General features: G+C 61.0%; 27 protein-coding genes, 1 pseudogene and 1 riboswitch. Of the genes and pseudogenes, 24 read left to right on the top strand and 4 right to left on the bottom strand.

What is annotated here, in order from left to right; translation table 11 throughout:
• Nucleotides 1–34: 34 nt before the first annotated feature.
• A riboswitch (molybdenum cofactor riboswitch) is annotated at nucleotides 35–174 on the top strand.
• From moaA to AC1P02_RS13420, 17 genes and pseudogenes are all read left to right on the top strand, one after another.
• Nucleotides 162–1,142, top strand: coding sequence for a GTP 3',8-cyclase MoaA (gene moaA / locus AC1P02_RS13340; protein WP_346205612.1), 981 nt, complete (start codon nucleotides 162–164; stop codon nucleotides 1,140–1,142). It overlaps the preceding riboswitch by 13 nt.
• Before the next feature lie 265 nt (nucleotides 1,143–1,407).
• Nucleotides 1,408–1,917, top strand: a complete 510-nt coding sequence (napF, locus tag AC1P02_RS13345; RefSeq protein WP_058394998.1) for a ferredoxin-type protein NapF — start codon at nucleotides 1,408–1,410, stop codon at nucleotides 1,915–1,917.
• Between the two features lie 28 nt (nucleotides 1,918–1,945).
• Complete coding sequence (locus AC1P02_RS13350; RefSeq protein ID WP_021137872.1) at nucleotides 1,946–2,209, top strand: chaperone NapD; 264 nt, start codon at nucleotides 1,946–1,948, stop codon at nucleotides 2,207–2,209.
• A 35-nt stretch (nucleotides 2,210–2,244) separates the two neighbouring features.
• Nucleotides 2,245–2,343: pseudogene (locus AC1P02_RS13355) on the top strand (chaperone NapD); the annotation flags it as partial.
• A gap of 129 nt (nucleotides 2,344–2,472) precedes the next feature.
• On the top strand, nucleotides 2,473–4,962 hold the full coding sequence (gene napA, locus AC1P02_RS13360) for a nitrate reductase catalytic subunit NapA (RefSeq protein ID WP_485182432.1): 2,490 nt from the start codon (nucleotides 2,473–2,475) through the stop codon (nucleotides 4,960–4,962).
• A 15-nt stretch (nucleotides 4,963–4,977) separates the two neighbouring features.
• The gene (gene napG, locus AC1P02_RS13365) at nucleotides 4,978–5,712 is read left to right on the top strand and encodes a ferredoxin-type protein NapG (RefSeq protein WP_485182433.1); all 735 of its coding nucleotides are present in this window, start codon (nucleotides 4,978–4,980) and stop codon (nucleotides 5,710–5,712) included.
• Nucleotides 5,709–6,584, top strand: coding sequence for a quinol dehydrogenase ferredoxin subunit NapH (gene napH, locus AC1P02_RS13370; protein ID WP_408135581.1), 876 nt, complete (start codon nucleotides 5,709–5,711; stop codon nucleotides 6,582–6,584). Before napG ends, napH begins: the two co-directional genes overlap by 4 nt.
• The gene (locus AC1P02_RS13375) at nucleotides 6,584–7,039 is read left to right on the top strand and encodes a nitrate reductase cytochrome c-type subunit (RefSeq protein WP_005309884.1); all 456 of its coding nucleotides are present in this window, start codon (nucleotides 6,584–6,586) and stop codon (nucleotides 7,037–7,039) included. Before napH ends, AC1P02_RS13375 begins: the two co-directional genes overlap by 1 nt.
• Before the next feature lie 94 nt (nucleotides 7,040–7,133).
• Nucleotides 7,134–7,724, top strand: coding sequence for a cytochrome c3 family protein (locus tag AC1P02_RS13380; protein ID WP_005309887.1), 591 nt, complete (start codon nucleotides 7,134–7,136; stop codon nucleotides 7,722–7,724).
• Nucleotides 7,725–7,985: 261 nt separating this feature from the next.
• Nucleotides 7,986–8,492 carry a molybdenum cofactor biosynthesis protein B gene (moaB, locus tag AC1P02_RS13385; protein ID WP_005309891.1) on the top strand — a complete coding sequence of 169 codons (507 nt, stop codon included), beginning with the start codon at nucleotides 7,986–7,988 and terminating at the stop codon, nucleotides 8,490–8,492.
• Nucleotides 8,493–8,541: 49 nt separating this feature from the next.
• Nucleotides 8,542–9,036 carry a cyclic pyranopterin monophosphate synthase MoaC gene (gene moaC, locus AC1P02_RS13390; protein WP_059113847.1) on the top strand — a complete coding sequence of 165 codons (495 nt, stop codon included), beginning with the start codon at nucleotides 8,542–8,544 and terminating at the stop codon, nucleotides 9,034–9,036.
• Nucleotides 9,033–9,278 (top strand): molybdopterin synthase sulfur carrier subunit, encoded by a 246-nt coding sequence (gene moaD / locus AC1P02_RS13395; protein WP_042058064.1) that lies wholly within the window; start codon nucleotides 9,033–9,035, stop codon nucleotides 9,276–9,278. The genes moaC and moaD overlap by 4 nt, the downstream gene beginning before the upstream one ends.
• A gap of 199 nt (nucleotides 9,279–9,477) precedes the next feature.
• A complete protein-coding gene (moaE, locus tag AC1P02_RS13400; protein WP_485182434.1) occupies nucleotides 9,478–9,957 on the top strand; it encodes a molybdopterin synthase catalytic subunit MoaE in 480 nt (159 codons plus the stop codon).
• A gap of 87 nt (nucleotides 9,958–10,044) precedes the next feature.
• Nucleotides 10,045–10,770, top strand: a complete 726-nt coding sequence (gene modA, locus AC1P02_RS13405; RefSeq protein WP_113720697.1) for a molybdate ABC transporter substrate-binding protein — start codon at nucleotides 10,045–10,047, stop codon at nucleotides 10,768–10,770.
• A 134-nt stretch (nucleotides 10,771–10,904) separates the two neighbouring features.
• Nucleotides 10,905–11,585: a molybdate ABC transporter permease subunit gene (gene modB, locus AC1P02_RS13410; RefSeq protein WP_096118583.1), complete on the top strand. Its 681-nt coding sequence runs from the start codon at nucleotides 10,905–10,907 to the stop codon at nucleotides 11,583–11,585.
• Nucleotides 11,582–12,682 carry a molybdenum ABC transporter ATP-binding protein gene (gene modC, locus AC1P02_RS13415; protein ID WP_485182435.1) on the top strand — a complete coding sequence of 367 codons (1,101 nt, stop codon included), beginning with the start codon at nucleotides 11,582–11,584 and terminating at the stop codon, nucleotides 12,680–12,682. The genes modB and modC overlap by 4 nt, the downstream gene beginning before the upstream one ends.
• 131 nt (nucleotides 12,683–12,813) lie before the next feature.
• Complete coding sequence (locus AC1P02_RS13420) at nucleotides 12,814–13,593, top strand: alpha/beta fold hydrolase (RefSeq protein WP_485182436.1); 780 nt, start codon at nucleotides 12,814–12,816, stop codon at nucleotides 13,591–13,593.
• 67 nt (nucleotides 13,594–13,660) lie between these two features.
• Here AC1P02_RS13420 and moeB read toward each other — a convergent pair whose 3' ends face one another.
• Together moeB and moeA are read right to left on the bottom strand one after the other, a co-directional pair.
• On the bottom strand, nucleotides 13,661–14,416 hold the full coding sequence (gene moeB, locus AC1P02_RS13425) for a molybdopterin-synthase adenylyltransferase MoeB (RefSeq protein WP_485182437.1): 756 nt from the start codon (nucleotides 14,414–14,416) through the stop codon (nucleotides 13,661–13,663).
• Nucleotides 14,413–15,639: a molybdopterin molybdotransferase MoeA gene (moeA, locus tag AC1P02_RS13430; RefSeq protein WP_485182438.1), complete on the bottom strand. Its 1,227-nt coding sequence runs from the start codon at nucleotides 15,637–15,639 to the stop codon at nucleotides 14,413–14,415. Before moeA ends, moeB begins: the two co-directional genes overlap by 4 nt.
• A gap of 320 nt (nucleotides 15,640–15,959) precedes the next feature.
• Between moeA and folE the strand changes: the two genes are divergently transcribed.
• Together folE and AC1P02_RS13440 are read left to right on the top strand one after the other, a co-directional pair.
• Nucleotides 15,960–16,616, top strand: a complete 657-nt coding sequence (gene folE / locus AC1P02_RS13435) for a GTP cyclohydrolase I FolE (protein WP_059113584.1) — start codon at nucleotides 15,960–15,962, stop codon at nucleotides 16,614–16,616.
• A 402-nt stretch (nucleotides 16,617–17,018) separates the two neighbouring features.
• Nucleotides 17,019–18,674 carry a methyl-accepting chemotaxis protein gene (locus tag AC1P02_RS13440; protein ID WP_282684383.1) on the top strand — a complete coding sequence of 552 codons (1,656 nt, stop codon included), beginning with the start codon at nucleotides 17,019–17,021 and terminating at the stop codon, nucleotides 18,672–18,674.
• A 99-nt stretch (nucleotides 18,675–18,773) separates the two neighbouring features.
• On the opposite strand, the gene AC1P02_RS13445 is transcribed toward AC1P02_RS13440, so the two are convergent.
• Complete coding sequence (locus AC1P02_RS13445; protein ID WP_485182439.1) at nucleotides 18,774–20,516, bottom strand: formate--tetrahydrofolate ligase; 1,743 nt, start codon at nucleotides 20,514–20,516, stop codon at nucleotides 18,774–18,776.
• A 66-nt stretch (nucleotides 20,517–20,582) separates the two neighbouring features.
• Here AC1P02_RS13445 and AC1P02_RS13450 point away from each other — a divergent pair, with 66 nt between their 5' ends.
• On the top strand, nucleotides 20,583–21,020 hold the full coding sequence (locus tag AC1P02_RS13450) for a hypothetical protein (RefSeq protein WP_485182440.1): 438 nt from the start codon (nucleotides 20,583–20,585) through the stop codon (nucleotides 21,018–21,020).
• A gap of 14 nt (nucleotides 21,021–21,034) precedes the next feature.
• Here the strand turns inward: AC1P02_RS13450 and AC1P02_RS13455 are convergent, their stop codons facing one another.
• On the bottom strand, nucleotides 21,035–21,937 hold the full coding sequence (locus AC1P02_RS13455) for a LysR family transcriptional regulator (protein WP_005309942.1): 903 nt from the start codon (nucleotides 21,935–21,937) through the stop codon (nucleotides 21,035–21,037).
• Nucleotides 21,938–22,047: 110 nt separating this feature from the next.
• Here AC1P02_RS13455 and AC1P02_RS13460 point away from each other — a divergent pair, with 110 nt between their 5' ends.
• The 4 genes from AC1P02_RS13460 (at nucleotide 22,048) to AC1P02_RS13475 (ending at nucleotide 25,056) form a co-directional block, all read left to right on the top strand.
• The gene (locus tag AC1P02_RS13460; RefSeq protein ID WP_058395707.1) at nucleotides 22,048–22,608 is read left to right on the top strand and encodes a YceI family protein; all 561 of its coding nucleotides are present in this window, start codon (nucleotides 22,048–22,050) and stop codon (nucleotides 22,606–22,608) included.
• Nucleotides 22,608–23,345 carry a hypothetical protein gene (locus AC1P02_RS13465; protein ID WP_306639161.1) on the top strand — a complete coding sequence of 246 codons (738 nt, stop codon included), beginning with the start codon at nucleotides 22,608–22,610 and terminating at the stop codon, nucleotides 23,343–23,345. The genes AC1P02_RS13460 and AC1P02_RS13465 overlap by 1 nt, the downstream gene beginning before the upstream one ends.
• 186 nt (nucleotides 23,346–23,531) lie before the next feature.
• The gene (locus AC1P02_RS13470; RefSeq protein ID WP_485182441.1) at nucleotides 23,532–24,653 is read left to right on the top strand and encodes an adenosylhomocysteinase; all 1,122 of its coding nucleotides are present in this window, start codon (nucleotides 23,532–23,534) and stop codon (nucleotides 24,651–24,653) included.
• Nucleotides 24,654–24,744: 91 nt separating this feature from the next.
• Nucleotides 24,745–25,056 (top strand): Rdx family protein, encoded by a 312-nt coding sequence (locus AC1P02_RS13475; protein ID WP_275919255.1) that lies wholly within the window; start codon nucleotides 24,745–24,747, stop codon nucleotides 25,054–25,056.
• Nucleotides 25,057–25,154: the final 98 nt, after the last annotated feature.

Consider the following 25,154-nt stretch of genomic DNA (forward strand, 5'->3'; position numbering starts at 1 on the left):
GTGGGAGTGTACTCCAACTTGTGCTAGCATCGAAAAACTAGATGAACTCCGAGCTGTTTTGCCTAAGTCCTTGGGATAGGGGAAAGCCGCCGTCAGCCGATGTTCGAGCTGTAAGGGTCAGGAAAGAAATGCCCTGGCCTCCCGTATTTGGAAAGGTGTTTATGTTCCCACTGCAAGATGGTTTTTCCCGTCGTTTCTACTATTTGCGCCTGTCGGTTACCGACGTGTGCAATTTTCGTTGTACCTACTGTTTGCCCGACGGTTATCGTCCCGAGGGTAGAAAGTCGTTCCTGTCTCTCGATGAGATCCGCCGTATTGTCTCCGGCTTTGCCGCCATGGGCACCCGCAAGGTGCGTCTGACCGGGGGAGAGCCGTCACTGCGCCGTGATTTCACCGCCATCATAGAGACAGTGGCCAATACCCCGGGTATCGAAAAGGTAGCCATGACCACCAATGGCTATCGCTTGAAAGAGCGGGCCAGGGAGTGGTTCGATGCGGGCCTCACCGCCCTCAATGTCAGCGTCGACAGCCTGGATCCCCGCCAGTTTCACCAGATAACCGGTGAGAACAAGCTGGCGGAGGTGATGGATGGCATTGAGGCGGCGCTGGCCGCCGGCTTCAAATCGGTGAAGATCAATGCGGTGCTGCTCAAGGGGCTCAATGACCATCAGCTGGATGCGTTTCTGGCCTGGATCAGGCACAAGCCCATCGAGTTGCGTTTCATCGAATTGATGCAGACCGGCGAGATGGACACCCTGTTTCGTGACCACCACGCCAGCGGCGAGCTCATCAAGCAGCGGCTGCTGGATGGCGGCTGGGTACAGCAGTTGCGCGGTACTGATGACGGTCCGGCGCAGGTATTCATGCATCCGGCGTCGTTGGGGGGCGTGGGGCTCATCATGCCCTACAGCAAGGATTTCTGCGCCGGCTGCAACCGGTTGAGGGTCTCCTCGGTGGGCAAGCTGCACCTGTGTCTGTTCGGTGATAACGGGGTGGAACTGCGTGACTTGCTGTCAACCGACAGCCAGCAGGATGCGTTGCAACAGCGCATTCGTCAGGCCCTCATCGGTAAGGCGGCCACTCACAGGTTGCATGAGGGGAATGCCGGTATGACCCCTCATCTGGCTTCCATCGGCGGTTAAGCCGCCAACCCCTCCGCAAAAATAGCCATCGATTAATAAGCAATCCTCAAATGGGGGTATTTTGACCTGCCCCCATTCTTTGTTCCTGCGCCAAGGGTTTGATCCAGCGCAATAATCCCCCCTGTTTATCTCCCTGGTGGTATATCCCTGAACTTGTCAGGGCCGCAATATACACCCACTCTTATAATAGGTATTGAAAATGCCTGTCATGAGACTCGCTTGTGCGCTATATGGCACCAGACGTTACCACCAGGAAGGAGTCGATATGCCGGATAGGGTCAACCTGTCACGTCGTGGTTTGTTTCGGGGACGCCTGACATCGAGCGAGCCTCAGGTGCAGTTGCCCTGGTCCGTCGCCTGGCCCGATTTTGTGGCCGACTGCACCCGTTGTGGTGACTGTCTGACGGCCTGTCCGGAGCAGATCCTCATCAAGGGTGACGGTGGTTTCCCTGCGGTGGACTTCCTGCGCGGTGAGTGCACCTTCTGCGGTGACTGCGTCACAGCCTGCAAGGCGCCGGTATTTCGTTCCGTGACGGAGGCGCCCTGGCAATACATAGCCCATATTGAAGCCAACTGTCTGGCCAGTGCGCAGGTCTTTTGCCAGCGCTGCCAGGACAGCTGCGAAACCCGTGCGATCCGCTTTTCTCCCATGCTGGGCCGCGTGCCGACTCCCAGCATAGATACCGCCTCGTGTACCGGTTGTGGCGCCTGCGTGATGGATTGCCCGGTGGGCAGCATCCGGGTGGGTGCGCCCAGATCCGAGGCTCCAACATGAATCATGTATGTGTGAAGCAGGAGCCACAATGAACCAAGAGTTCCATGTATCGAGCCTGGTGGTGCTGACCCAACCTCCCTTTCGTCACCAGCTCGCGCAGCAGATTGCGACCCTTGAAGGGGCCGAGGTCCACGCTGTCAGCGACGAGGGCAAGCTGGTGGTGACGCTGGAAGGTCCCAGCCAGCGCCCCATCATGTCAGCCATTGATGCGATACAGGCAATGCCGGGCGTACTGTCCGCCGCCTTGATTTATCACCAGTTCGATGATTTCGATGTCGAATGCAAAGAATAAAGCGCCATGAAGCTGAGCCAGCGGGACTCCGTATGATGTCAGCCATTGATGCGATACAGGCAATGCCGGGAGTGTTGTCCGCCGCCTTGATTTACCACCAGTTCGATGATCTCGATGTCGAATGCAAGGAATAGAAACGCCGTGAGGCCGGAGCCGCGAGGTTCACGATGCCCGATAAAAGCAATAAAGCGCCATGAAGCTGAGCCAGCGCGGCTCGTCACAATGGCTGTCATTGATGTGATTACGCAATGCGAGGAGATGTCATGAAGCTGAGTCGACGCGACTTTATGAAGGCCAACGCGGTGGCAGCTGCCGCAGCCGTGGCCGGTGTCAGTGCCCCCACCCTGGCGGCGAACCTGATCACCAGTACCGACAAGACCGCCATCAAGTGGGATAAAGCCCCTTGCCGCTTCTGCGGTACCGGCTGTTCCGTGCTGGTGGGTTCCCAGGATGGACGTGTCGTGGCGACCCAGGGTGACCCGGATGCGCCGGTCAACCGTGGCCTCAACTGTATCAAGGGCTACTTTCTCTCCAAAATCATGTATGGCGAGGATCGTCTGACCCAGCCCATGCTGCGCATGACCAATGGCAAGTTCGACAAGAATGGTGACTTTGCCCCCGTCAGCTGGGATCAGGCATTCGACATCATGGCCGAGAAGTTCAAGGCGACCCTGAAAGAGAAGGGCCCCACCGCCGTCGGCATGTTCGGCTCCGGTCAGTGGACTGTGTGGGAAGGCTACGCCGCCGCCAAGTTGATGAAGGCGGGTTTTCGTACCAACAACCTGGATCCCAACGCTCGTCACTGCATGGCATCCGCCGTGGTTGGCTTCATGCGTACCTTCGGCATGGATGAGCCCATGGGTTGCTATGACGACATCGAGCAAGCTGATGCCTTCGTGTTGTGGGGATCCAACATGGCCGAGATGCACCCCATTCTCTGGTCACGGATGTCCGATCGTCGCCTCTCCAACCCGGATGTGCAGGTGCATGTGCTCTCTACCTTCGAGCACCGCAGCTTCGAACTGGCAGACAACGGCATGGTGTTCACGCCCCAGACCGATCTGGCGATCCTCAACTACGTCGCCAACTACATCATCCAGAACGACAAAGTGAACTGGGAGTTCGTCAACAAGCACACCCAGTTCCGCAAGGGCACCAACGACATTGGCTATGGCCTGCGTCCGACGCACCCGACCGAAGCCAGGGCCAAAAATCCCGGCAATGGCGACTCCACGCCGATGAGTTTCGATGACTTCGCCAAGTTCGTGGCGGACTACGACCTGGAGTCTGTCTCCAAGCTCAGTGGCGTGTCGAAAGAGAAGCTGGAAAAACTGGCTCAGCTCTATGCCGACCCGAGCAAGAAGGTGGTCTCCTACTGGACCATGGGCTTCAACCAGCACACCCGTGGGGTCTGGGCCAACAACCTCTGCTACAACATCCACCTGCTGACCGGCAAGATCTCCACTCCGGGCAGTGGTCCCTTCTCCCTGACCGGCCAGCCCTCTGCCTGCGGTACCGCGCGGGAAGTCGGCACCTTTGCCCACCGCCTGCCCGCCGACATGGTCGTGACTGATCCCAAGCACCGCGCCATCGCCGAGAAGATCTGGAAACTGCCGGAAGGCACTATCCCTGAGCAGGTGGGGTATCACGCCGTGCTGCAAAACCGCATGCTCAAAGATGGCAAGCTCAACGCCTACTGGGTGATGTGCAACAACAACATGCAGGCCGGCCCCAACATGAACGAAGAAGCGCTGCCCGGTTATCGCAACCCGGCCAACTTCATCGTGGTGTCCGACCCTTACCCGACCGTCACGGCGCAAGCGGCTGATCTTATTCTGCCCACCGCCATGTGGGTGGAGAAAGAGGGTGCCTACGGCAATGCCGAGCGTCGCACCCAGTTCTGGCACCAGCAGGTCAAGCCGCCGGAAGGGGCCAAGTCCGATCTGTGGCAGCTGATGGAATTCGCCAAGCGCTTCAAGGTCGAGGAAGTATGGCCGGCGGAGCTTATCGCCAAACAACCTGAACTCAAGGGCAAGACACTGTTCGATGTGCTCTACGCCAACGGCCAGGTCGATCAGTTCCCCAAAGAGCAGAGCAAGGGCGAGTTCAATGACGAGTCCGAGTCCTTCGGTTTTTACGTCCAGAAGGGGCTGTTCGAGGAGTACGCCACTTTCGGCCGTGGCCATGGTCACGATCTGGCGCCGTTCGATCAGTACCATGAGGCGCGCGGTCTGCGCTGGCCGGTAGTGGATGGCAAGGAGACGCTGTGGCGCTATCGCGAAGGGTTCGACCCTTACGTGAAGGCGGGCGAGGGGGTGCGTTTCTACGGCAAGCCCGATGGCCGCGCCGTTATATTCGCACTGCCTTACGAGCCGGCCGCCGAGGCGCCGGACAAAGAGTACGACATGTGGCTCTCCACCGGTCGTGTGCTGGAGCACTGGCACACAGGCACCATGACCCGTCGGGTGCCCGAGCTCTATCGCGCCTTCCCGGATGCGGTGCTCTTCATGCACCCGGAAGATGCCAAGGCCCGTGGCGTACGCCGTGGCGAAGAGGTAATCGTCTCCTCTCGCCGTGGCGAGGTGAAGACACGGGTCGAGACCCGTGGTCGCAACCGTCCGCCCAAAGGCCTGGTGTTCATGCCCTTCTTTGACGCAAGCCAGCTGGTCAACAAGTTGACCCTGGATGCGACGGATCCGCTCTCCAAAGAGACGGATTACAAGAAGTGCGCCGTCAAGGTCGTCAAGGCGTAAGGCGGGGAGCGCGAGATGAGTCGTAGTCGCCGCCAGTTTCTGGCCGACATGGCCAAGGGAGCCTGCGGTGTGGGCCTGCTTGGTGTCGGTCTGGGCGGAATGGCGCGTCAGCAGGCAGCGGCGGTGCCCGCCCAGGCACTGCGTCCGCCGGCAGCCCTCGACGAGGCCGAGTTCCTCAGTGCCTGTGTGCGCTGCGGGCTCTGCGTCGACGCCTGTCCCTACGATACCCTCAAGCTTGCCCGGCTGTTTGAACCTGTCACCACGGGCACCCCTTATTTCCAGGCGCGCGCCATGCCATGCGAGATGTGTGACGACATCCCCTGCGTGGTGGCCTGCCCAAGCGGCGCCCTGGATCAGGGGATGACCGACATCGATCAGGCACGAATGGGGGTGGCTGTGCTCATCGATCATGAGACTTGCCTCAACTATCTGGGTCTGCGCTGCGATGTTTGCTACCGGGTCTGTCCCTTGATTGACAAGGCCATCTCGCTCGAACTGGTGCGCAACCCGCGCACCGGCAAACACGCCATGTTTTTGCCGACAGTGCACAGCGACATCTGCACCGGTTGTGGCAAGTGCGAGCATGCCTGCGTGCTGGAGGAGTCCGCCATCAAGGTGGTGCCGCGCCAGCTCGCCAAAGGGGAGCTTGGCCATCACTACCGGCTCGGCTGGGAAGAGAAGCGCAAAGCGGGCAAGTCACTCATCGGTGAGCGGCTCACACTGCCGACCCGTAAACCGGAGGGGTTATGAGTCGTTATCCGGGAGCAGAGGCCAGGGTGCGACTGGGCTGGTGGCGCGCCCACCGTTTCCTGCTGCTGCGTCGTCTGACCCAGTTCAGCGTGCTGGGGTTGTTTCTGCTGGGGCCGCTGGCGGGTGTCTGGATACTCAAGGGCAATCTCTCCAGCTCGTTGTTGCTGGAAACGGTGCCGCTGAGCGATCCCTTGACCCTGCTGCAGTCGGTGGCGGCGGGTCATTGGCCCATCACCACCCTCTGGATCGGGGCTGTCATTGTGCTCTTGGGGTATTGGCTGGTCGGGGGGCGGGTGTTCTGCTCCTGGGTCTGTCCGGTCAACCTCGTCACGGATGCCGCTGCCTGGGCCAGGGCCAGACTTGGCCTCAAGGGTAATGGCCAGTTCAGTCGCAATACGCGCTACTGGTTGCTGGCCATGGTGCTGGTGGCCCCGGCCATTGCGGGCGTGCTGGTGTGGGAGCTGGTCAATCCGGTGTCCTTGGCCATGCGCGGTCTGCTGTTTGGGATGGGGGCTGGCTGGGCACTGTTGGCGATGATCTTTCTGTTCGACTTGTTCGTGGTGGAGCGGGGCTGGTGTGGTCATCTCTGTCCTGTGGGGGCCTTCTACGCCCTGATCAACCGGGTCGGGTTTATCAAAATTTCTGCCAAGGGACGCGAGCGGTGCAGCAACTGCATGGATTGTTATGCGGTCTGCCCGGAGCGCCCCATTCTGCGCGGCCCCGTTCACGGTGCCAAGCGTGGTCACGGACCCCTGATTGCGGCTCAAGAGTGTACCAACTGCGGCCGTTGCATTGATGTCTGCGCGGAGCAAGTTTTTGAAATCACTGTAGGTTTTGCCGTCAAGGCAGAGAAAATGTCGGAGAACACATAATGAAAAAGCTGATTGGAGCAATGCTGGCCTGCCTGATGGCGGGTTCCTTGATGGCCGCCATCCCCGAGATCACCAATAGCACAGGGGGGATCAAATCCGAGCGGGGGAGCACGGATCTCACCACGGAGGCTGAAGCCGCCCCTTTGAAGAACTTTCGCAAGGACGGGGATCTCTACGATCGCCAGTACATGCATCAGCCGCCGCTGATCCCCCACGATGTTCGCAACTATGAAGTGGACACCAAGGTCAACAAGTGTCTGGCCTGTCACAGCTTCAAGAATGCCAGCAAGATGAAGGCCCCCAAGATCAGTCCCACTCACTTTGAGACCCGTGACGGCATGACCCTGGGTGAAGTGTCGCCGCGTCGCTACTTCTGCCTGCAGTGCCACGTACCGCAAGCGGATGCCAAGCCGCTGGTGGAAAATACCTTTAAACCGGTTGAAGCACTGAACTGAGGAGTTCGCAGATGACATTATTCGGCGTTGTTCAGCGAGTCTGGAACACCTTTAACACTCCAGTGAACGAAGCACTGAACTGAGGAACCCATAGATGAAATTACCCGGCTTTATCCAGCGTCTGTGGACTACGTTCAAGTCACCGTCAAAGGCAGCACTCTGGGTGCTGCTGCTGATGGGCTTTTTCGGTGGCGTCATCTTCTGGGGCGGCTTCAACACCGCCATGGAAGCTTCCAATACCGAGAAGTTCTGTGTCGGTTGCCACGAGATGAAAGACAACGTGTTCGTGGAGTACCGCGACACCATTCACTATGCCAACCGTTCCGGTGTGCGTGCCAGTTGCCCGGATTGCCACGTGCCTCACGAGTGGACCTACAAGATCATTCGCAAGGTACAGGCCTCGAAAGAGCTGTGGGGCATGTTGACTGGCAAGGTGGATACCCGCGAGAAGTTCGAGTCGCATCGGCGCGAAATGGCCGAGCGGGAGTGGCAACGTATGAAGGATACGGACTCGAGGGAGTGCCGCAATTGCCATAACTTCGAGTACATGGACTTCTCTTTGCAAGGCAAGCGGGGTGCCCAGATGCATTCTACCAGTCTGGCCAGTGGCGAGAACACCTGCATCGACTGTCACAAGGGCATAGCTCACCAATTGCCTGACATGACGGGGGTAAAGGGCTTTTAAGCCATCTTGAACAGACCGGGGTTGGCCGGTCTGTTCATATTCCCGCCAGCCAGCTTGAAACGGTATTTGTGCCTCCTTTAAATCCCCCCTCTTGCGCGAGTTTTGGTAGAATCGGGCCGCCGTGAGTCGCAGGGAGTGAGCGGGTGGTCAAGGTTGTGCCCGAGCAGGCACTGGCCATCCCGAGAGCAGGTACCGCAAGCCGGGATCCTGACCACTCTCTTCTTCTCTTTTCTCACGGTCTTTTGCTATCAGGAGCTGCCCATGGGACAGAAAAACAGCGCATTCATTCCTCTCAAGATCGCCGTGTTGACGGTCTCCGACAGTCGTACCATTGCCAATGACAGTTCGGGCGATTACCTGGTGTCGGCCGTGACAGAGGCAGGTCACCAGCTGGCCGATCGTGCCCTGCTCGCCGACAACCTTTATCAGGTTCGTTCCCGGGTCAGTCAGTGGATTGCCGATGAAACCATACAGGTAGTGCTGATCAATGGCGGCACGGGTTTTACTGATCAGAACTGGGTGCCGGAGGCGGTCGGCGTACTGTTCGATCGCACCGTCAAGGGCTTTGGCGAGTTGTTCCGCCAGCTCTCGTTTGCCGAAATCGAAGGGTCGGCCATGCAGAGCCGTGCCCTGGCCGGGCTCGCCAACCGTACTCTGGTCTGCTGCCTGCCCGGTTCTCCCGGTGCTTGCCAGCTCGGCTGGGAGCAGCTTATCCGGGATCAGCTCGATGCCCGTACCCAGCCCTGCAACTTCGTGGCCCATCTCTGAGTCGCGAGTCATTGATCCCAACACTATGTCAGCCTTAAAGGGGAGCGTGATGAACCTGACCCATCTCAACCAAAGCGGCGAAGCCCACATGGTGGACGTGACCGACAAGCAGGTCACCGAACGTGAGGCCCGCGCCGAGGCCTTCGTCGCCATGGCATCTGACACCCTGGCCCTGATCCTGAGCGGTCAGCACCACAAGGGTGACGTGTTCGCTACCGCCCGCATCGCCGGCATCATGGCGGCCAAGAAGACCTCGGATCTTATCCCGCTCTGCCATCCGCTGGCATTGACCAGGGTCGAGGTGGAGATAGTGCCGTTACCTGAGCAAAACAGGGTTCATATCCGCACCCTCTGCAAACTCTCCGGCAAGACAGGGGTGGAGATGGAGGCACTGACGGCCGCATCGGTTGCGGCGCTGACCATCTATGACATGTGCAAGGCGGTGCAAAAGGACATGGTGATCGAACAGGTTCGACTGGTGGAGAAAAAGGGCGGCAAGTCCGGCCACTTTCAGTTGGGATCGAATGCAGGAGATAACGCATGATCAAGGTACTGTTTTTTGCGCAAGTAAGAGAGCTGGTGGCCTGTGATGAGCTGAGCCTGCCCTGTGACTACGCCACCGCTGAAGCGCTGCGCAGCGGCTTAAGCGAGCGCGGCGACAAGTGGGCACTGGCGCTGGAGGCTGGCAAATTGCTGGTCGCGGTCAACCAGACCCTGGTGCCCCTCGATACCCCCATCAATGATGGCGATGAAGTGGCCTTCTTCCCCCCCGTGACCGGAGGTTAAGGATGCGCGAGATAATGACCGTGGATCGCACTACTGAGCTGTGCGGTGGCGACGAAGTGGCCTTCTTCCCTCTCCCACCAGTAACGACCGGAGGTTAAGGATGCGCGAGATAATGACCGTGGATCGCACCACTGAGCTGTGCGGTGGTGACGAAGTGGCTTTCTTCCCTCTCCTTCCAGTAACGACCGGAGGCTGAGCCATGTCTCAAGCAACCACGACACCCATAGATCGCATTCTGGTGCAGCGAGAGGACTTCTCGCTGGCCGACGAGTATGCCTGTCTCGCCACCCGCGCCGACAGTGGCGCCATCGTCACCTTCGTTGGCAAGGTGCGCGACTTCAATCATGGGGAGGAGGTGAAGGGGCTGGCCCTCGAGCACTACCCAGGCATGACAGAGAAGGCGTTGGCCGATATCGTACAAGAGGCCCGCGAGCGCTGGCCGTTGCAGGAGTGCACCCTGATCCACCGCATCGGCGAGTTGTGGCTTGGCGATCAGATAGTGCTGGTGGCTGTGAGCAGCGCCCACCGTGACGCCGCCTTTGATGCCTGTCACTTCATCATGGATTTCTTGAAAACCCGGGCGCCGTTCTGGAAAAAAGAGCTGACCGCCGAGGGTGTGCAACGCTGGGTCGAGGCCAAGGATAGCGACAACGCCGCCGCTGCCCGCTGGCAAGCCTGACCTGTTCATCACGAGGGGCGCAGGTTCAACGGGAACCACGGCCTCGCTTAGGGGCACGGATGTTCGGGCCTCATCAGGAGAAAGGGAATGAAACCGCTGTTATCTGTTGTCATCGCAGGGGTCTGCGCCGCCACCTTGCATACCGGTGCCGTGCAGGCCGATGAAGTGAAGGTGGCCGTGGCTGCCAACTTCAAGGGCACCATCGAACGTATCGGCAAGGCGTTCACTGCCAAGACCGGCCATACCCTGGCCATCTCGTCTGCCGCCACCGGAGTGCTCTACACCCAGATCAGTCACGGCGCGCCGTTCGATCTCTTCCTCTCCGCCGATGTGGCGACTCCCGAGAAGCTGGAAAAAGAGGGCAAGGGGAGCGATCGCTTCACCTACGCCATCGGTCAGCTGGGGCTGTGGAAGAAAGGGGGCCCGGCTCCTGACGAGGCGACCCTGCGCAGCTGGAAAGGCAACCTTGCCATCGCCAATGCCCGCACCGCACCCTATGGTGCCGCCGCCATGGCGACCCTCACCCATCTCAAGATCGATCCCAAGCAGTACCGGCTGCTGACCGGTGCCAACATCGGCCAGACCTGGCAATTTGTCGATACCGGCAATGCCGAGCTGGGCTTCGTCGCCTGGGCCAATCTGGTGGAAGCGGGCAAGACCGGCGAAGCCTGGGCGGTGCCAGCGAGCTTCTATCCCGCCATCGAGCAGCAGGGGCTGGTATTGAAGAAAGGGGCCGCGGTGGAGGCGCTGGTCGCCTGGCTCAAGGGGCCGGGTCAGGTGCAGATCAAGGCCGCGGGCTATGCCCTGCCTTGATGGTTGCGTCGAGCACTGCCCATGAGTGACGCTACCGGCTGTCATTGTCGTGACTCCGGGTCAGGGGTGTGTTCGTCTAGGGGTCTGCGCATTGGCGGATGTTGGTACGGGATCCTGCTTTGGGAGCATTCATCATGAGTGAAGGGGATCTGCTGGCGATCTGGCTCACCCTCAAGCTGGCCGCCTGTACCACTGGCATTTTATTGCTGCTGTCGCCGCCGCTGGCCTGGTGGTTGTCCCGCAGCCAGCACAGATTGCGGCCGCTGGTGGAGGCCTTGGTGGCCTTGCCGCTGGTGCTGCCCCCCACTGTACTGGGTTTTTATCTGCTGCTTGCTTTTTCCCCCGAATATGGCTTCGGTGCCTGGTGGCGCGACACCTTCGGCGCTCCGCTTGCCTTCAGTTTTCTCGGCCTGCTGTTTGCCTCCATCCTCTATTCGCTGCCGTTCGTAGTGCAGCCGCTCACCTCCGCCTTCGTCAACATGGGCAACAAGGAGCTGGAAGCCGCCGCCACTCTGGGGCTGGGGCCGGTTGAGCGCTTCTTCCACATCATTTTGCCGATGACTCTGCCCAGCTTCGTGATGGCGGCGGCCCTCGGCTTTGCTCACACCCTGGGGGAGTTTGGCGTGGTGCTGATGATTGGCGGCAATATCCCCGGCGAGACCCAGGTGCTTTCGATTGCCCTGTTTGATCATGTGGAGGCGATGGATTACCGACACGCCCACTATCTGGCGGGCGGCCTGATGGGCTTCTCGCTGGTAATGCTGGTGCTGGTCTATGGCGTATTGCAGCGCCGGCAGCGGAGATTGTTCGGATGAGCCAGCCAGCCAATATGTCGCAGGGCAACGCCCTGCACCGACATCCCTTGCAACTTGATGCCCGGCGCGAGTTCGGTCCCTTTACCCTCGATTGCACACTGACCCTGGAACTGGGGGGGATTCTCGGCCTGTTCGGCCCCTCCGGCTGCGGCAAGAGCACACTGCTGCGCATCATGGCCGGACTCGATCGCCAAAGCGGGGATCGCTTGTGGTGGGGCGATCGGGAGTGCGCTGAACTGCTGCCCGAAGCACGCCGTATCGGGCTGGTGTTTCAGGATTCGCGCCTCTTCCCCCATCTGACGGTGCTCGGCAATTTGCAACTGGCTGCCCGCAAGGGGCGAGGACGTTGGCAGCCCGAGGCGCTGGCGGCGCGGCTCGGCTTTGCCGATCTGCTGGCGCAGCCTGCCCATGGTCTCTCCGGCGGCCAGCGTCAGCGGGTGGCGCTGGGGCGGGCGCTGCTGGCCGAGCCCGATCTGCTGCTGCTCGATGAGCCCTTCTCGGCGCTGGACAGCCGCAGCCGCATCCATCAGGCCCACGTGCTCAAGGGGTTGCAGCGCGAAAGCGGCATCCCCATGATCTTCGTCAGCCACGCCATGGAGGAGGTGAGTCTGCTCTGCGATCAGCTGGTGCTGCTGGAAGGTGGCAGGGTGGAAGCGCAAGGCAGGCCGAGCGAGATCTTCGCTCGTACCGATCTCTCGCTCGCCAGTCGCGACGATGCCGGTGTGATGCTGGATGCCACCCTGGCCCACTACGATGACGACGAGCAGATGGCGACCCTGCAGCTCGGCGAGCAGACATTGCGGGTCACCATGAACCGGATGCCGGACGAGAGTGGCCCCTTGCAGATCAAGGTGGTGGGGCGGGATGTGGTGATCGCCACGGCGCCTATCGAGCACTCCAGTCTCTCCAACTGTCTCACCACCCGTCTGCTGGCGGTGCGCGAGGTGCGCCCCGGCCAGACCCTGTTGCAGTTGGCGCTGGGTGAGCAGATACTGCTGGCCCGGATCACCAGTCGCTCCGCCACTCGGCTGGCGCTGGCGCCGGAGCAGCAGATATACGCCTATATCAAGGCGGTCAGTCTGGTCAGTGAAGGTTGAATGGGTGGTGATCTGATACATTGTGGTGCGGCATACCTCGGCTAGCGCAGAGGGTATGCCCGCAAGCTGACTGGTGACTATCGGGATAAACAAGGCATGGTTCAGGCAATGAGTCGAGAGGCGATGAACTGATGCGTCGCAATCAGGTAATGAAATCCAACGGTCTTGCCCTGCGCAGTGCGGGGGAGGGCCCCTTGCTGTTGCTGTTGCACGGGCTTGGCTCTTCCAGCCTCGACTGGCAGGCGCAGATAGAGCGTTTTTCCGAACACTACCGGGTGGTGGCGCTGGACTTGCGCGGCCACGGCCAGAGCATGCAGGAGGGACCGTTCGACGTGGGGACTCTGGCGGCCGACGTGGTGAACTGGCTCGATGAACAGCCTGAGCCAGCCTGGGTGGTGGGATTGTCGCTGGGGGCCATGGTGGCGCTGGAGCTGGCCTTGCAACTGCCGCACAAGGTGCGCGGTCTGGTGCTGGTCAACGGCTTTAGCGAGTTTTTGCTGGAGACCCCCAAAGAGCAGGAGCGTTACGCCCAGCGCCTCAAGTGGCTGCGCTGGTTTGGCATGCGCCCCCTCGCCTGGTGGCTGGGGCGCGAGCTCTTCCCTGGGCCCGATCTCGCCCAGGTGCGCCACACTTTTCGGCTGCGCTTCGTGCGCAGCAACAAAAAGAAGACCTATCGGGCGCTGCTCGATGCGCTGCCCGGCTGGTCGGTACGCGCACGGCTTGGCAGCATCTGGCAGCCGGTGGCCATCATCTCCACCAGTCACGACTACCTGCCGCTTGCCAAACGGGTGGAGCAGTTCGCCGCCCTGCCCAACGCCAGCATTCATACCCCCAAAGGCCACCATGCCTGGCCGGCAGAAGATCCCTCAGGGTTCAATCACCTGCTTCAGCGGATCCTCTCGACCCATTGAACAGATCCTGCCAGACAGCAAAAAGCCGAACCAGCAGGTTCGGCTTTTTTGTGGGTATCAACCGGGTTCAAGGGTGAGAGCAGACCGGGCAGTCGGGGCGTTTTGGCAGCTTCATCTCGCGGAAGGTGCCAGTGAGGCCGTCGATCATCAGGAGGCGGCCGCTGTAACTGCGGCCCATCCCCGCCAGCAGCTTGATGGCCTCCAGCGCTTGCAGGCTGCCGACCAGTCCGACCACGGGGGCGAGCACCCCCGCCTCGACGCAGGTCAGCGCTTGCTCGCCAAACAGGGCGCTAAGGCAGGCGTAACAGGGTTCACTCTCCTGCCAGGTAAAGCTGCACAACTGCCCTTCGAGCCGGATGGCGGCACCACTGACCAGCGGTACCCCGTGTTTGCGCGCGTATTGGTTGAGCAGATTGCGGATGGCCAGGTTGTCGGTGCAATCCAATACCAGCTGGTGCCGGGGCAACAGGGCATCGAGCAGTGCTTCGTCGGCAACCGCGGCGTGAGTCTCCACTTTGAGCCAGGGAGTGAGGGCGCGCAGCGCCTCTGCCGCTGACGCCACCTTGAGCTGGCCAATGCGCGCATCCGTGTGCAGTACTTGGCGTTGCAGGTTGGAGAGTTCCACCTTGTCAAAATCCACCAGGGTGAGCTGGCCGACCCCGGCCACCGCCAGATACTGGCTGGCGGCGCAGCCCAAGCCCCCTGCGCCAATGATCAGCACGCTGGCCTGTTTGAGCGCCTCCTGCCCCTCGAAGTCGAAGGATTTGAGCACTATCTGGCGGTTGTAGCGCAAGAGTTCTGCGTCAGAGAGAATGTCGTTCACAACAGCAAGCTCCCGAACGGCTCGACAGTGACGGTTTCCCCTGCCGCCACCTTGCCCCGCTCACGCTCCAGCACTATGTAGCAGTTGGCCTGCGACAGTGAGCTGAACACGGCGGAATCCTGGGAGCCTGTGCTGCGCACTTCGAGGCCGTCTGGCCCCTGGCTCAGGATGCCGCGCTGAAAATCGAGCCGCCCCGAGGCTTTTTTGAGGGGCTCGGCAACGACAGCCAGCAGTTGCAGCGGACGCTCGAATTGCTGGCCGGCCAGCTTGGCCAAAGCCGGTTGCACCAGCTGATCGAAGGTAACCATGGCAGAGACAGGATTGCCCGGCAGGCCAAAGAACCAGGCGCGGGGCAGGCGGCCGAAGGCGAATGGTTTGCCCGGCTTGATGGCCAGTTTCCAGAAGCCGATCTCGCCGAGCTCCTCAAGCAGCTGCTTGGTGAAGTCTGCTTCACCGACCGACACGCCACCCGTGGTGATGAGGGCATCGGCCTCGCTGTCGGCCCGCAGGAAGGCGGCGCGAAGGGCAGCAGGGTCGTCCGGTATGATGCCAAGGTCGAGGCACTCACAGCCAAGGCGCGCCAGCATGGCCTTGACCCCGTAGCGGTTGGAGTCATAGATGTCGCCGTGGGCGAGCGGGGTACCGACCGGCTTGAGCTCGTCCCCCGTGCTGAAGATGGCGACTTTTAGTGGGCGGCGCACCGGCACGGTGGCGATGCCCAAGGAGGCCAGCAGTGGCAGCTCTCGCGGGGTGAGGCGGCAACCCGCACTCAGTACGCTGGCCCCCTCGAGAATGTCTTCCCCGCGGCGGCGGATATTCTGGCCCAGGGTGGGCGGCACCAGAAAGGTGATCTGGTTGCCGTCGGCCTGCGTTTCTTCCTGCATCACCACAGCGTCTGTGCCCACAGGTATCGGAGCACCGGTCATGATCCGCACGCAGTGACCGGCGGGCCACTCCCCCTGATAGGGCTGACCGGCAAACGCCTTGCCTGCCATGGTGAGGGGATCGCCGGCAGCCAGATCCGCCAGCCGCACTGCGTAACCGTCCATGGCCGCGTTGTCGAAGGGAGGTACTGACAGAGGGGAGGCGATATCGCCAGCGATCACGCGGCCAAGGGCGTGGGGCAGGGGCACTTGCTCTGTGTCGCAGCAGCAGGCGAGTTGGTCCAGCATCCCTTGCAGGGCATCGCTCAGGGGGAGTAGTCCGCTGGTATCAAATCCCATCGTCATTACCTCTTTGGTGTGGTTGAGGGCAGATTATCCCAAAAATCAGTGTGGATGGGCAGGCTTATCAAGGGCTGGCACCAGGTTGTCTGGCACAGGGTGGTGGTGGAATGGCGGCGGAATAGAGGTCGTTTGTCGCAATCCTCCCCGTATGGGGTGGGTCATCAAGGGGTAAAACCCGACGGATTGGCATAAAGTCAGGAGACGGACTTGAGTTAGCTTGAATTATGGCAATAATCGCCGTTTACTATTGCGCCACAACAAAGTGCCGCCACAGACAAGGTGGCCATTACAGTCCCTGAGCGTGGGAGAGGAACAAGATGACGAGCTTAAGCCAGGAAGCCCTGTTGGTCAGGGCAGCCCTCGAGGCCGAGGGCCTCGAGACACCTCTGGTGGCCAATGCGTTGAATGGTCAGCAGAAGAAGGAGAAGATCGAAGGCCACATGCGCGCCATCATGGAGACGCTGGGGCTGGATCTGACCGATGACAGTCTGGCGGAGACGCCGCATCGCATCGCCAAGATGTACGTGAACGAGATCTTCTCAGGCCTCGATTACACCACCTTCCCCAAGGTGACTGTGATCGAGAACAAGATGAAGGTGGACGAGATGATCATGGTGCGGGATATCAGCCTCACCAGCACCTGCGAACACCACTTCGTCACTATCGACGGGCTGGCCCATGTGGCCTATATCCCCCGTGGCAAGGTGATCGGGCTGTCGAAGATCAACCGCATAGTGCAGTTCTTCGCCCGCCGTCCCCAGGTGCAGGAGCGTCTCACTCAGCAGATCCTGCTGGCGTTGCAAACCCTGCTTGGCACCAAGGATGTGGCCATCAGCATCAAGGCGACCCACTTCTGCGTGAAGGCTCGGGGCGTGATGGATTCCACCTCCTACACCACCACCACCTCCCTCGGTGGTGTGTTCAAGACCCAACCCGATACCCGCGCCGAGTTTCTGGGCGGTTTGAAGGGCTGATCTGTCAGGAGGCATGGCGCCATGGTGGCATGCCTCCTTTCTCCCTCTTCAGCTCATGGGGCCCGTCGGCCATCTCTCCTGTTTCATCCACAAATTTCCTTAAGGGATTGACCGGTGCGGTCGATATACCTCGGTATGGTTCACTTTGGCTCTCTTTTGGGCCCATGCTGAGCCACAAGGGACGGGCATCCGTGGTTATGTTGGCCGCCGTCATGCCTCCCAGCGGGCCTGAACGGGCTTGTCAGGCAGGCGCCCCGCACCCTTGAAAGGTTCTCGCCTCGTTCATGTAAGGATACATATTCATCAGGGCTGGATGAGCCGCCATGGATGGCAGTCACAGATCCGTGCCGACAGGCGCGGATCAAACGGGCGCTATCTGTTCACTCATATCCAGGACATGCCATGAATACCAGTACCATGACCATAGGCAAGAAGCTTACCGCCGGCTTTGCCGTGCTCGGCCTGATGGTGGCCTTTATCGGCGGCTTCTCGCTGCTCGAGTTCAGCAACATGAACCGGGCCGCCATCGGTTTCACCGACAGCATTTTGCCCGCCGTCAACCGCACCAGTGCCATCGGCGAGAGCATCAGCGAGCTGCGCCGCTATGAGCTGGGATTCTTCCTGGTGGCTTCGGATCCGCAGAAAAAAGCGGAGTATCGCAGCGAAACCAGCCGCAGGTTTGAACAGGTCGCCCAGCAACTGGTCGAGCATGACGCCACCATCTGGGCGGAAGATGTGGAAGAGCGCCGCACCTTCGATACCGTCAAGGCTGACTGGGCCCGCTACGCGGCGCTGCACCAGCGGGTGAAGCAGTTGCAGGATAGCGATCAGCTGGCGGCTGCCCAGCAGGTCTTCATGAGCGAGGGGATCCCGCTCTACCTCAACCTGACCAAGTCGGTCAGTGACCTCATTCGCATCAACCATGGCTATGCCAAGGCGTCGCGCAAGGTGGTGGTGGCCGCTTATGACTCCGCCAAGTTGAGCGTCACAGTGTCGCTGCTGGTCGGTCTGGTGCTGGTGGTCGGCCTCTCGGTGGTGCTGACCCGTCAGATCCGGGACCCCCTCATCATGCTGGCCCGTCAGGCTCAGCGCATTGCCAACGGCGATCTGGGCAAGGGAGAGTTGCAGGAGTGGATCCAGGACAACCGCTTCAACCGCGACGAGCTGGGTCAACTGGGCTCGGCCCTCAACCGGATGCAAAACGCGCTGGCCAATCTGGTGAGCGAAATCGCCGGCTCCGTGAGCCAGCTCAGCAGTGCTGTGGAAGAGGTGAGTGCCATCTCCGAGCAGTCTGCTACCGGCATGGCCCGCCAGCAGAGCGAGGTTTCCCAGGTGGCCACCGCCATGAACGAGATGCAGTCCACCGTCAATGAAGTGGCCCGCAATACCACGGATGCCATGAGTGCGGCCAAGGATGCTTCCCATACCTCGGCCCAGGGCAACCAGGTGGTGCGCAGCGCCATCAGCAGCATCGAAGATGTGTCGGTCAAGATTGAACAGGCGGGCGCAGTGGTGCAGCAGCTGGAGACCGACAGCGCCAACATCAGCATGGTGTTGGATGTGATCCGCGACATCGCCGGTCAGACCAACCTGCTGGCGCTCAACGCCGCCATCGAGGCCGCCCGTGCCGGTGAGCAGGGACGCGGTTTTGCGGTGGTGGCGGACGAAGTACGCTCCCTGGCGCAGCGTACCCAGGACTCCACTGCCGAGATCAGCAAGATGATAGAGCTGCTGCAGAGCCGCGCCGCCGAGGCGGGCAGCGCCATGCAGCTGAGCCGTCAGCAGATGCAGGCGAGCGTCGGGTTGGCGCGGGATGCCGGCAGCAGCATAGATACCATCAATGGGGCCGTCACCCAGATCACCGACATGAACACCCTGATCGCTACCGCCACCGAGGAGCAGAATGCGGTGACCGAGGAGCTCAACCGCAGCATAGTCAACATCCACAATGCCGCCGACGAGAACGCCCAGGGGGCGCAGCAGACTGCCCAGGCCTGCGTCGAACTGAGCAAGCTGGCCACCTCGCTGCATCATATGACCCAGCGCTTCACCCTCTAGGGGCAAACCCGTCACTTAACGGGTGGCCGCTGTTATAAAACAAGGCCCAGCCAATTGGCGGGGCCTTGTTGTTTCTGGCGATCTTGAGCAGGGAGAACGTCAGCTCAGCCCGACTATCTCGCCGTCTTCGTCGATGTCGATATGGCGATAGGCCGGCAGACTGCCGAGTCCCGGCATTGTCATGATTGGGCCTGCCAGCGCATAGACGAAACCGGCACCGGCGCACAGCTTCACCTCGTCGATGGGCACCTCGAAATCGGTCGGCACTCCCTTTTTGGCGGGATCGTGACTGATGGAGAGCGGCGTCTTGGCCACGCAGATGGGCAGGTGATCCCAGCCTGCAGCCGAGAGCGCTGCCAGCTGTCGGTGCGCCTTGTCAGAGAGGATGACACCACGGCCGCCATAGCCGCACTCCACCAGGGTGGCGAGCTTGGCACACAAGCTCATCTCATCGGGATAGAGCAGCTGGATCTGGCTTGGCATCTCGCAGGCGGCGATCACGGCCCTGGCCAGCTCGCTGGCGCCCGCACCGCCCTCTACAAAGGCGGTCGAGATGGCGGCACCACAGGCACCGGCTTGGCGCGCCTCGCGCATCAGCAGATCCAGCTCGGCCTGGCTGTCGGTAGGAAAGCGGTTGACTGCTACCACAACGGGCAGTCCATAACGGCGGGCGTTGTGGATGTGCCAGGCAAGGTTGGCACACCCCTTCTCAAGGGTGGGCAAGTCTTCCCCCAACAGGCTCGCAGGCAGCGGTTGACCGGGGCGGATGTCGAGCAGGCCGCTGTTGGCCTTGAGGCCGCGCACCGTTGCCACCAGTACCACGCAGGCCGGCGTGATGCCGGACTGGCGGCTCTTGATGTTGAAGAACTTCTCCAGCCCCATGTCGGAGCCAAAGCCCGCCTCTGTCACTACATAGTCGGTCAGTTGCAGCGCCATGCGGTCGGCAATCACAGAAGAGTTGCCGTGGGCTATGTTGGCAAAGGGGCCGGCGTGCACCAGCACAGGGGTCTGCTCCGTGGTCTGCATCAGGGTCGGTTGCAGGGCGTCTTTGAGCAGCACAGTCATGGCGCCGGCGACTTCCAGCTGCTCGGCCGTGATGGGGTTGCCCTGGCTATCGAGGGCCAGCTGGATGCGGCCGATGCGCTCGCGCAAGTCTTTCAGATCGCTTGCCAGCGCCAGAATGGCCATCAGCTCGGAAGCCGCCGTGATGACGAAGCGATCCGTGCGCTCCACCCCATCGGCCGGGCCGCCCTGGCCTATGGTGAGGTGGCGCAGGGCGCGGTCATTCATGTCGAGGGTACGCGGCCAGAGGATGTTGGCGGGATCGATATCGAGCCGTGCCAGCCCGGTCCTGGTGGTGAACTCGGTGCCGAGTTTGGTCTCATGGAACAGGCGGGCATCCAGTGCGGCGGCAGCCAGGTTGTGGGCGGCGGTGAGGGCGTGGAAATCACCGGTCAGGTGCAGGTTCATCTCCTCCATCGGCACCACCTGGGCATGGCCGCCACCGGCGGCGCCCCCCTTGACCCCGAATACGGGACCTAGGCTCGGCTGGCGTATGGTGGCGATGCTGGGCTGGCCAATATGGTTGAGCCCCATGGAGAGACCCAGGGTGGTGACCGTCTTGCCCTCGCCAAGGGGCGTCGGCGTGATGGCGCTCACCAGCACCAGCTTGCCCGCTTTTTTGCCGGACTTGCTGGCGGCTTGCTTGAGCAGTTCGAGACTGAGCTTGCCCTTGTAGTGGCCGTGAGGGCTGAGCAGATGGGCCGGGATGCCCAGGCGCGAAGCCAGGGCCTGGATGGAGAGACGGGGGGACTGGCGGGAGATCTCGATATCGCTTAGCATCAGCACCTCGTTGGCATGTCAGGTCAAATATGCGGCGCAGTCTAGTGGAATCAACAAGGTTATCCAATGAGTAATAACATTTTGTCCGGCAGTCGTGAGCTGCATCTAACACCCATACTGCTGGATCTCAATGCGCTCTACCATCCGCCCAAGCGGCCGCTGACTGCCCTTGGCGTGATCAGCGCCTTCATGCCGCTGTTTGGCTATGGCTGGCAGGCGATGACCCAGGATCCAGAGACCCACTTTCGCCATGAAATTGGCAAGCGCATCAACAAGCACAAGGCGGATGAGGCCAACCTCGTGCTCATGCTCCAATTGGCGGCCATGCTTGACTGTTATTGCCTGCATATCACGCTGCCCTATGCCCTTGGCGAGGAGCAGCTCGCCACCTTGCAGCGCCGCCTGCCGCGCTGGCAAATAACGCAGACCGATCAACTGCTGGTGGCCGAGCTGTCGTTGCCCGCCGCACCAGCATCCCCACAGTCCGACTCCTCTGCATCATAAATCCCGGCACTGGCTCACGCTTTGCGATCCCAGTAGTGAGGCGCCAGGTAGCGCTCCTGCACGAACTCGATAAAGCAGCGCACCTTGCCGGAGACGAATCGGCGATGAGGGTAGAGGGCATAGAGACCCACCTGCCCCTTCTCCCACTCCGGCAGCAAGGGGACCAGCTCCCCCGAACGCAGCGCATCCCCGACGATAAAGGTGGGCTGCAAGATAATGCCCTGATGATCGCAGGCGGCCCGGGTCAGGGCCACGCCATTGTTGGCCCGAAGCGGCCCCTGCGGGCGCACGCTCAGCTGTTCTCCTCCCTGTTTGAAGACCCAGTCCGGCTGGGTGAGGGTATAGATGAGGCAGTCGTGCTGCTTGAGGTCCTCGGGGCTGTTCGGGGTGCCCCTGCGGGCCAGATAGGTGGGGCTGGCACACACCTCCAGCTTCATCATGGCCAGCGGCTTGGCGACCAGAGAGGAGTCCGGCAGGTTGCCGATGCGCAGCGCCAGATCGAACCCCTCTTCCACCAGGGCCACCCGCCGGTCGCTGTACTCTATTTCCAGTTTCAGATCCGGGAAGCGCTCACGAAACAGTGGCAGGGCGGGGGAGAGATGCAGGTAGCCAAAGTCCATCGGCACGGACAGCTTGAGGGTGCCCTGGGGCTGCTGGTTGTTGCGGGTGAGCTGGCTGTGGGTCTCTTCCAGCTCTGCCAGCAGAGCCTGGGAGCGCTGGTAGTAGAACTGTCCCGCCTCAGTGGGGTTGACCTGACGGGTGGTGCGCGACAGCAAGCGGGTGGAGAGGGACTCCTCCAGTTGCTGCATCAGCTTGGAGGTCATGGCGACCGAGATGCCGAGCTGGTTGGCGGCCTTGGTAAAACTCTGACATTCCACCACCTTGATGAAGGTGCGCATGGCGGCTATCTGGTCCATCTTTCACTCTCAGTTGATAATTATTTTAATAAATCGCTGATTATCTATTCCGATATGGAGGTTAGCATCTTGGTTGTTGTTGTGAACCCCCAATATGAAGGAACGAACGGATGAAAATGACTCAGGCCCTGCTGGCCTCCTGCCTGTTTATGGCGGCTCCCCTGATGGCGGCCGATTACGACGTCGATGCGGCTCACACCACAGTCCAGTTCAAGGTGGGGCACCTCGGCTTCTCCGAGCTGGTAGGCCGTTTCAACACCTTCAGCGGCACCTTCAGCATGGACGATGCCAACCCGGCAGCGGCCAAGGCGAGCTTCGAGATCGATGCCGCCAGCGTGGACTCCAACCATGAAGCCCGCGACAAACACCTGCGCAGCCCCGATTTTCTGGACGTGAAGCAGTACCCCAAGATGACCTTCGTCAGCACAGCGTATGAAGGGACCAAGGAGAAGGGCGTATTGAAAGGCACCCTGACCCTGCACGGCGTTGCCAAGGAAGTGGCGTTTGACCTGGTCAAGATTGGTGAAGGCAAGGATCCCTGGGGCGGCTATCGCAGCGGCTTCAACGCCTCTACCACCATCAAGCGCAGCGACTTTGGCGTGAACTACATGTTGCCGGGTATCCCGGACGAGATGAGCATCAATCTGTTCGTCGAAGGTGTGCGCAAGTAATGGGCGCAGCACTCTTGCTACAAACCCTGGCGGCCCCTTTGGGGGCCGCTTTGTTGTCATGGCGCTGGCCACGACTCGGGTATCTGTGGGGCGCCCTGGCGCTCTGGCTGGTGGGCTGCCTGCTGGGTGGCGTCTATGGCGTGCCGGTCAAGGCGTGGCAGTGGCTGCCACTGGCCTTGCTGGTGCCTGCGATTGCTGCGCAACTGGCAGACAAGCGGGCCGCGCTGTTGCTGTTCGCGGGGCTCGGTGCCCTGGTGTGGTGGCAGGGGCTCGCCTCTGTGCTGACCAGTGAACCGCGGATCTGGCTGGCGCTGCTGCCTGCCATCGTCTGGGTTGGCTGGACTGATCTGCGTGGTGACAGCCGGGAAGGGCTGGGTTTTGCCCTTGGCTTTATCTGGTTGGCGCTGGTGATCGGTATCGATGGCAGCCTGCTGATTGCCCAGCTGGCCGGGGCGATCGCTGCCTTTGCCGGTTTCCGTGCCCTGCTCGGTGTCTTTGCGGGCGTGACCGCCACCCCTGCGGCCCTGGCCCTGGCGCTCGCCTTTATGCAGATGCTTGCCTGGCAGTATGTGGAAGTACCGCTCACTGTCTTGCTGCCGGTCTGGCTGCTGCCCCTGCTGGAGTGGGCCCTGCGCAACAAACCTTGGCTACAGCGCTGGCTGGTGCTGATCCTGCTGGCGGGTGCGGGCACGGGGTTGAGTCTGTGGAAGGTGTGGCCCGAGGCCTCTCTCTACTGATTTTTAGCATAAAAAACAGGCTATTAACGCTAAAGTTGCCGACCTCGTCATAGTCTGTACAGATAAAGATTGAGCCACTTGGTGGTTTCAGATAAAAAGGATTTTCAATTATCTGGACACACACAGAACCCGGTCATGCCGGGTTTTGTTTGCCTGCATGTTTGCGGCGCGCTAAGGAGGCCACAGTTGCGCAGTCAAGGATCTGAGCATCTGTTTTTTCGCCATTTCACCGAGCAGGGACGTCTCGACGGTCTCTGCATCCTGCTGGTTACCCATCTGCTTCCCGATCGCCCCCAGTTTATCCAGGCCCTCGCGCAAATCGGGCGGATCGGCGCCATCTTGCCCAAACCCAAGTCAGTACACGGACCGACCCTGACCTGGGCCCAGCAGCACTATCCCGTGCTGCCACTGAACCGGCAGTGGACCAATGCGCCGCAGGGGGTGATCGATCATATAGCCCCCTTGGTCGCCCCCCACGAGCGGCTCATCATACTGGATATAGGTGGCTACTTTGCCAAGACCCAGGCGACCCTGAGCGAGTATTTAGGTCCCCGTTTTCTCGGTGTGGTGGAGATGACCGAAAATGGTCATCAGCGCTACGAGCAGGAGGTGCTGGCCACCCCTGTCATTTCGGTGGCGCGCAGCCCCCTCAAGCAGGCCGAGGATATCCAGATTGGCCTGAGCGTTGTCTATTCCGCCGAGTCTCTGGTCCGTACCCTCAACCGTACCTTCAACGTCTGCCAGGCCGCCCTGTTTGGCTATGGCAAGGTGGGGCGCAGCATTGCCCGCGAGCTCAGGTGCCGCAATTTGCACCTGGAGCTGGTGGAGACAGATGTGCTGCGCCAGGTGGAGGCGCTCTCCCACGGCTTCAAGCTGGTGGGAAAAGAAGAGGCCCTCAGCCGGGCCGAGCTGGTGATCTGCTCCACCGGCAACGGCTCGCTGGACCTGGCCGATTTGCAGCGATTGCGCCCCGGCACCATGCTGGCGTCGGTCACCTCGGCGGATGACGAGTTTGCATTTTGTCTCTCCCAGTTGCCCTGGCCAAGCCAGGAGGTGTGCCCCCATGTGCTGGCGCTGACGCGCCCGGATGGCAGTCAGATTTTTTTGCTCAATCGGGGGGAGGCGGTCAACTTCGTCCACGGCGCCGTCATCGGCGAATATGTCTATCTGGTGCTGGCGGAGATCATCGAAGGGGTGCGCCAACTGGCGCAGCAATCCATGGCCCCCGGCCTGTTCGATCTGCCGCAATCGACCATGCGCACCATAGCCCGCCACTGGTTGGCCGATTTTCACGGGGTCAGCCAATAAGCGAGGCAGGTCGCGCATCTGCTTTTTGAGCAAGGCATGGCGGGCTGTTATTGGTTTATCATCCGCTGGCCGATTTTTATGGAGTGATTCAATGACCGACGTACAGAGCCCCATCAGCAAGCCCCGTATCGAAATTCGTTACTGCACCCTCTGTCGCTGGATGCTGCGCGCTGCCTGGCTGGCCCAGGAGCTGCTATCCACATTTGACAGCGATCTTGGCGAGGTGGCGCTGGTGCCTGCCAGCAAGGGGGAATTTCGCATTCTGGTGAATGGCGTGCTGGTGTGGGACAGGGTGGCCGACGAGGGGTTTCCCGAGGCGAAAGAGATCAAGCAGCGGGTGCGCGACATTATCGCCCCACAGCGGGATCTGGGTCACTCGGATCGCCAACCCGCCGGTGAGTGATGGCGAAGGGTCGAATATTACAATGTGGATATGAGCGATTCGGATACAAACAGGGAGGCGGCGGCCTCCCTGTTTGCTGTCTGCCCGTCACTGTCTGT

It is taken from the genome of Aeromonas sp. TS_SC_11 (genome assembly GCF_057318915.1).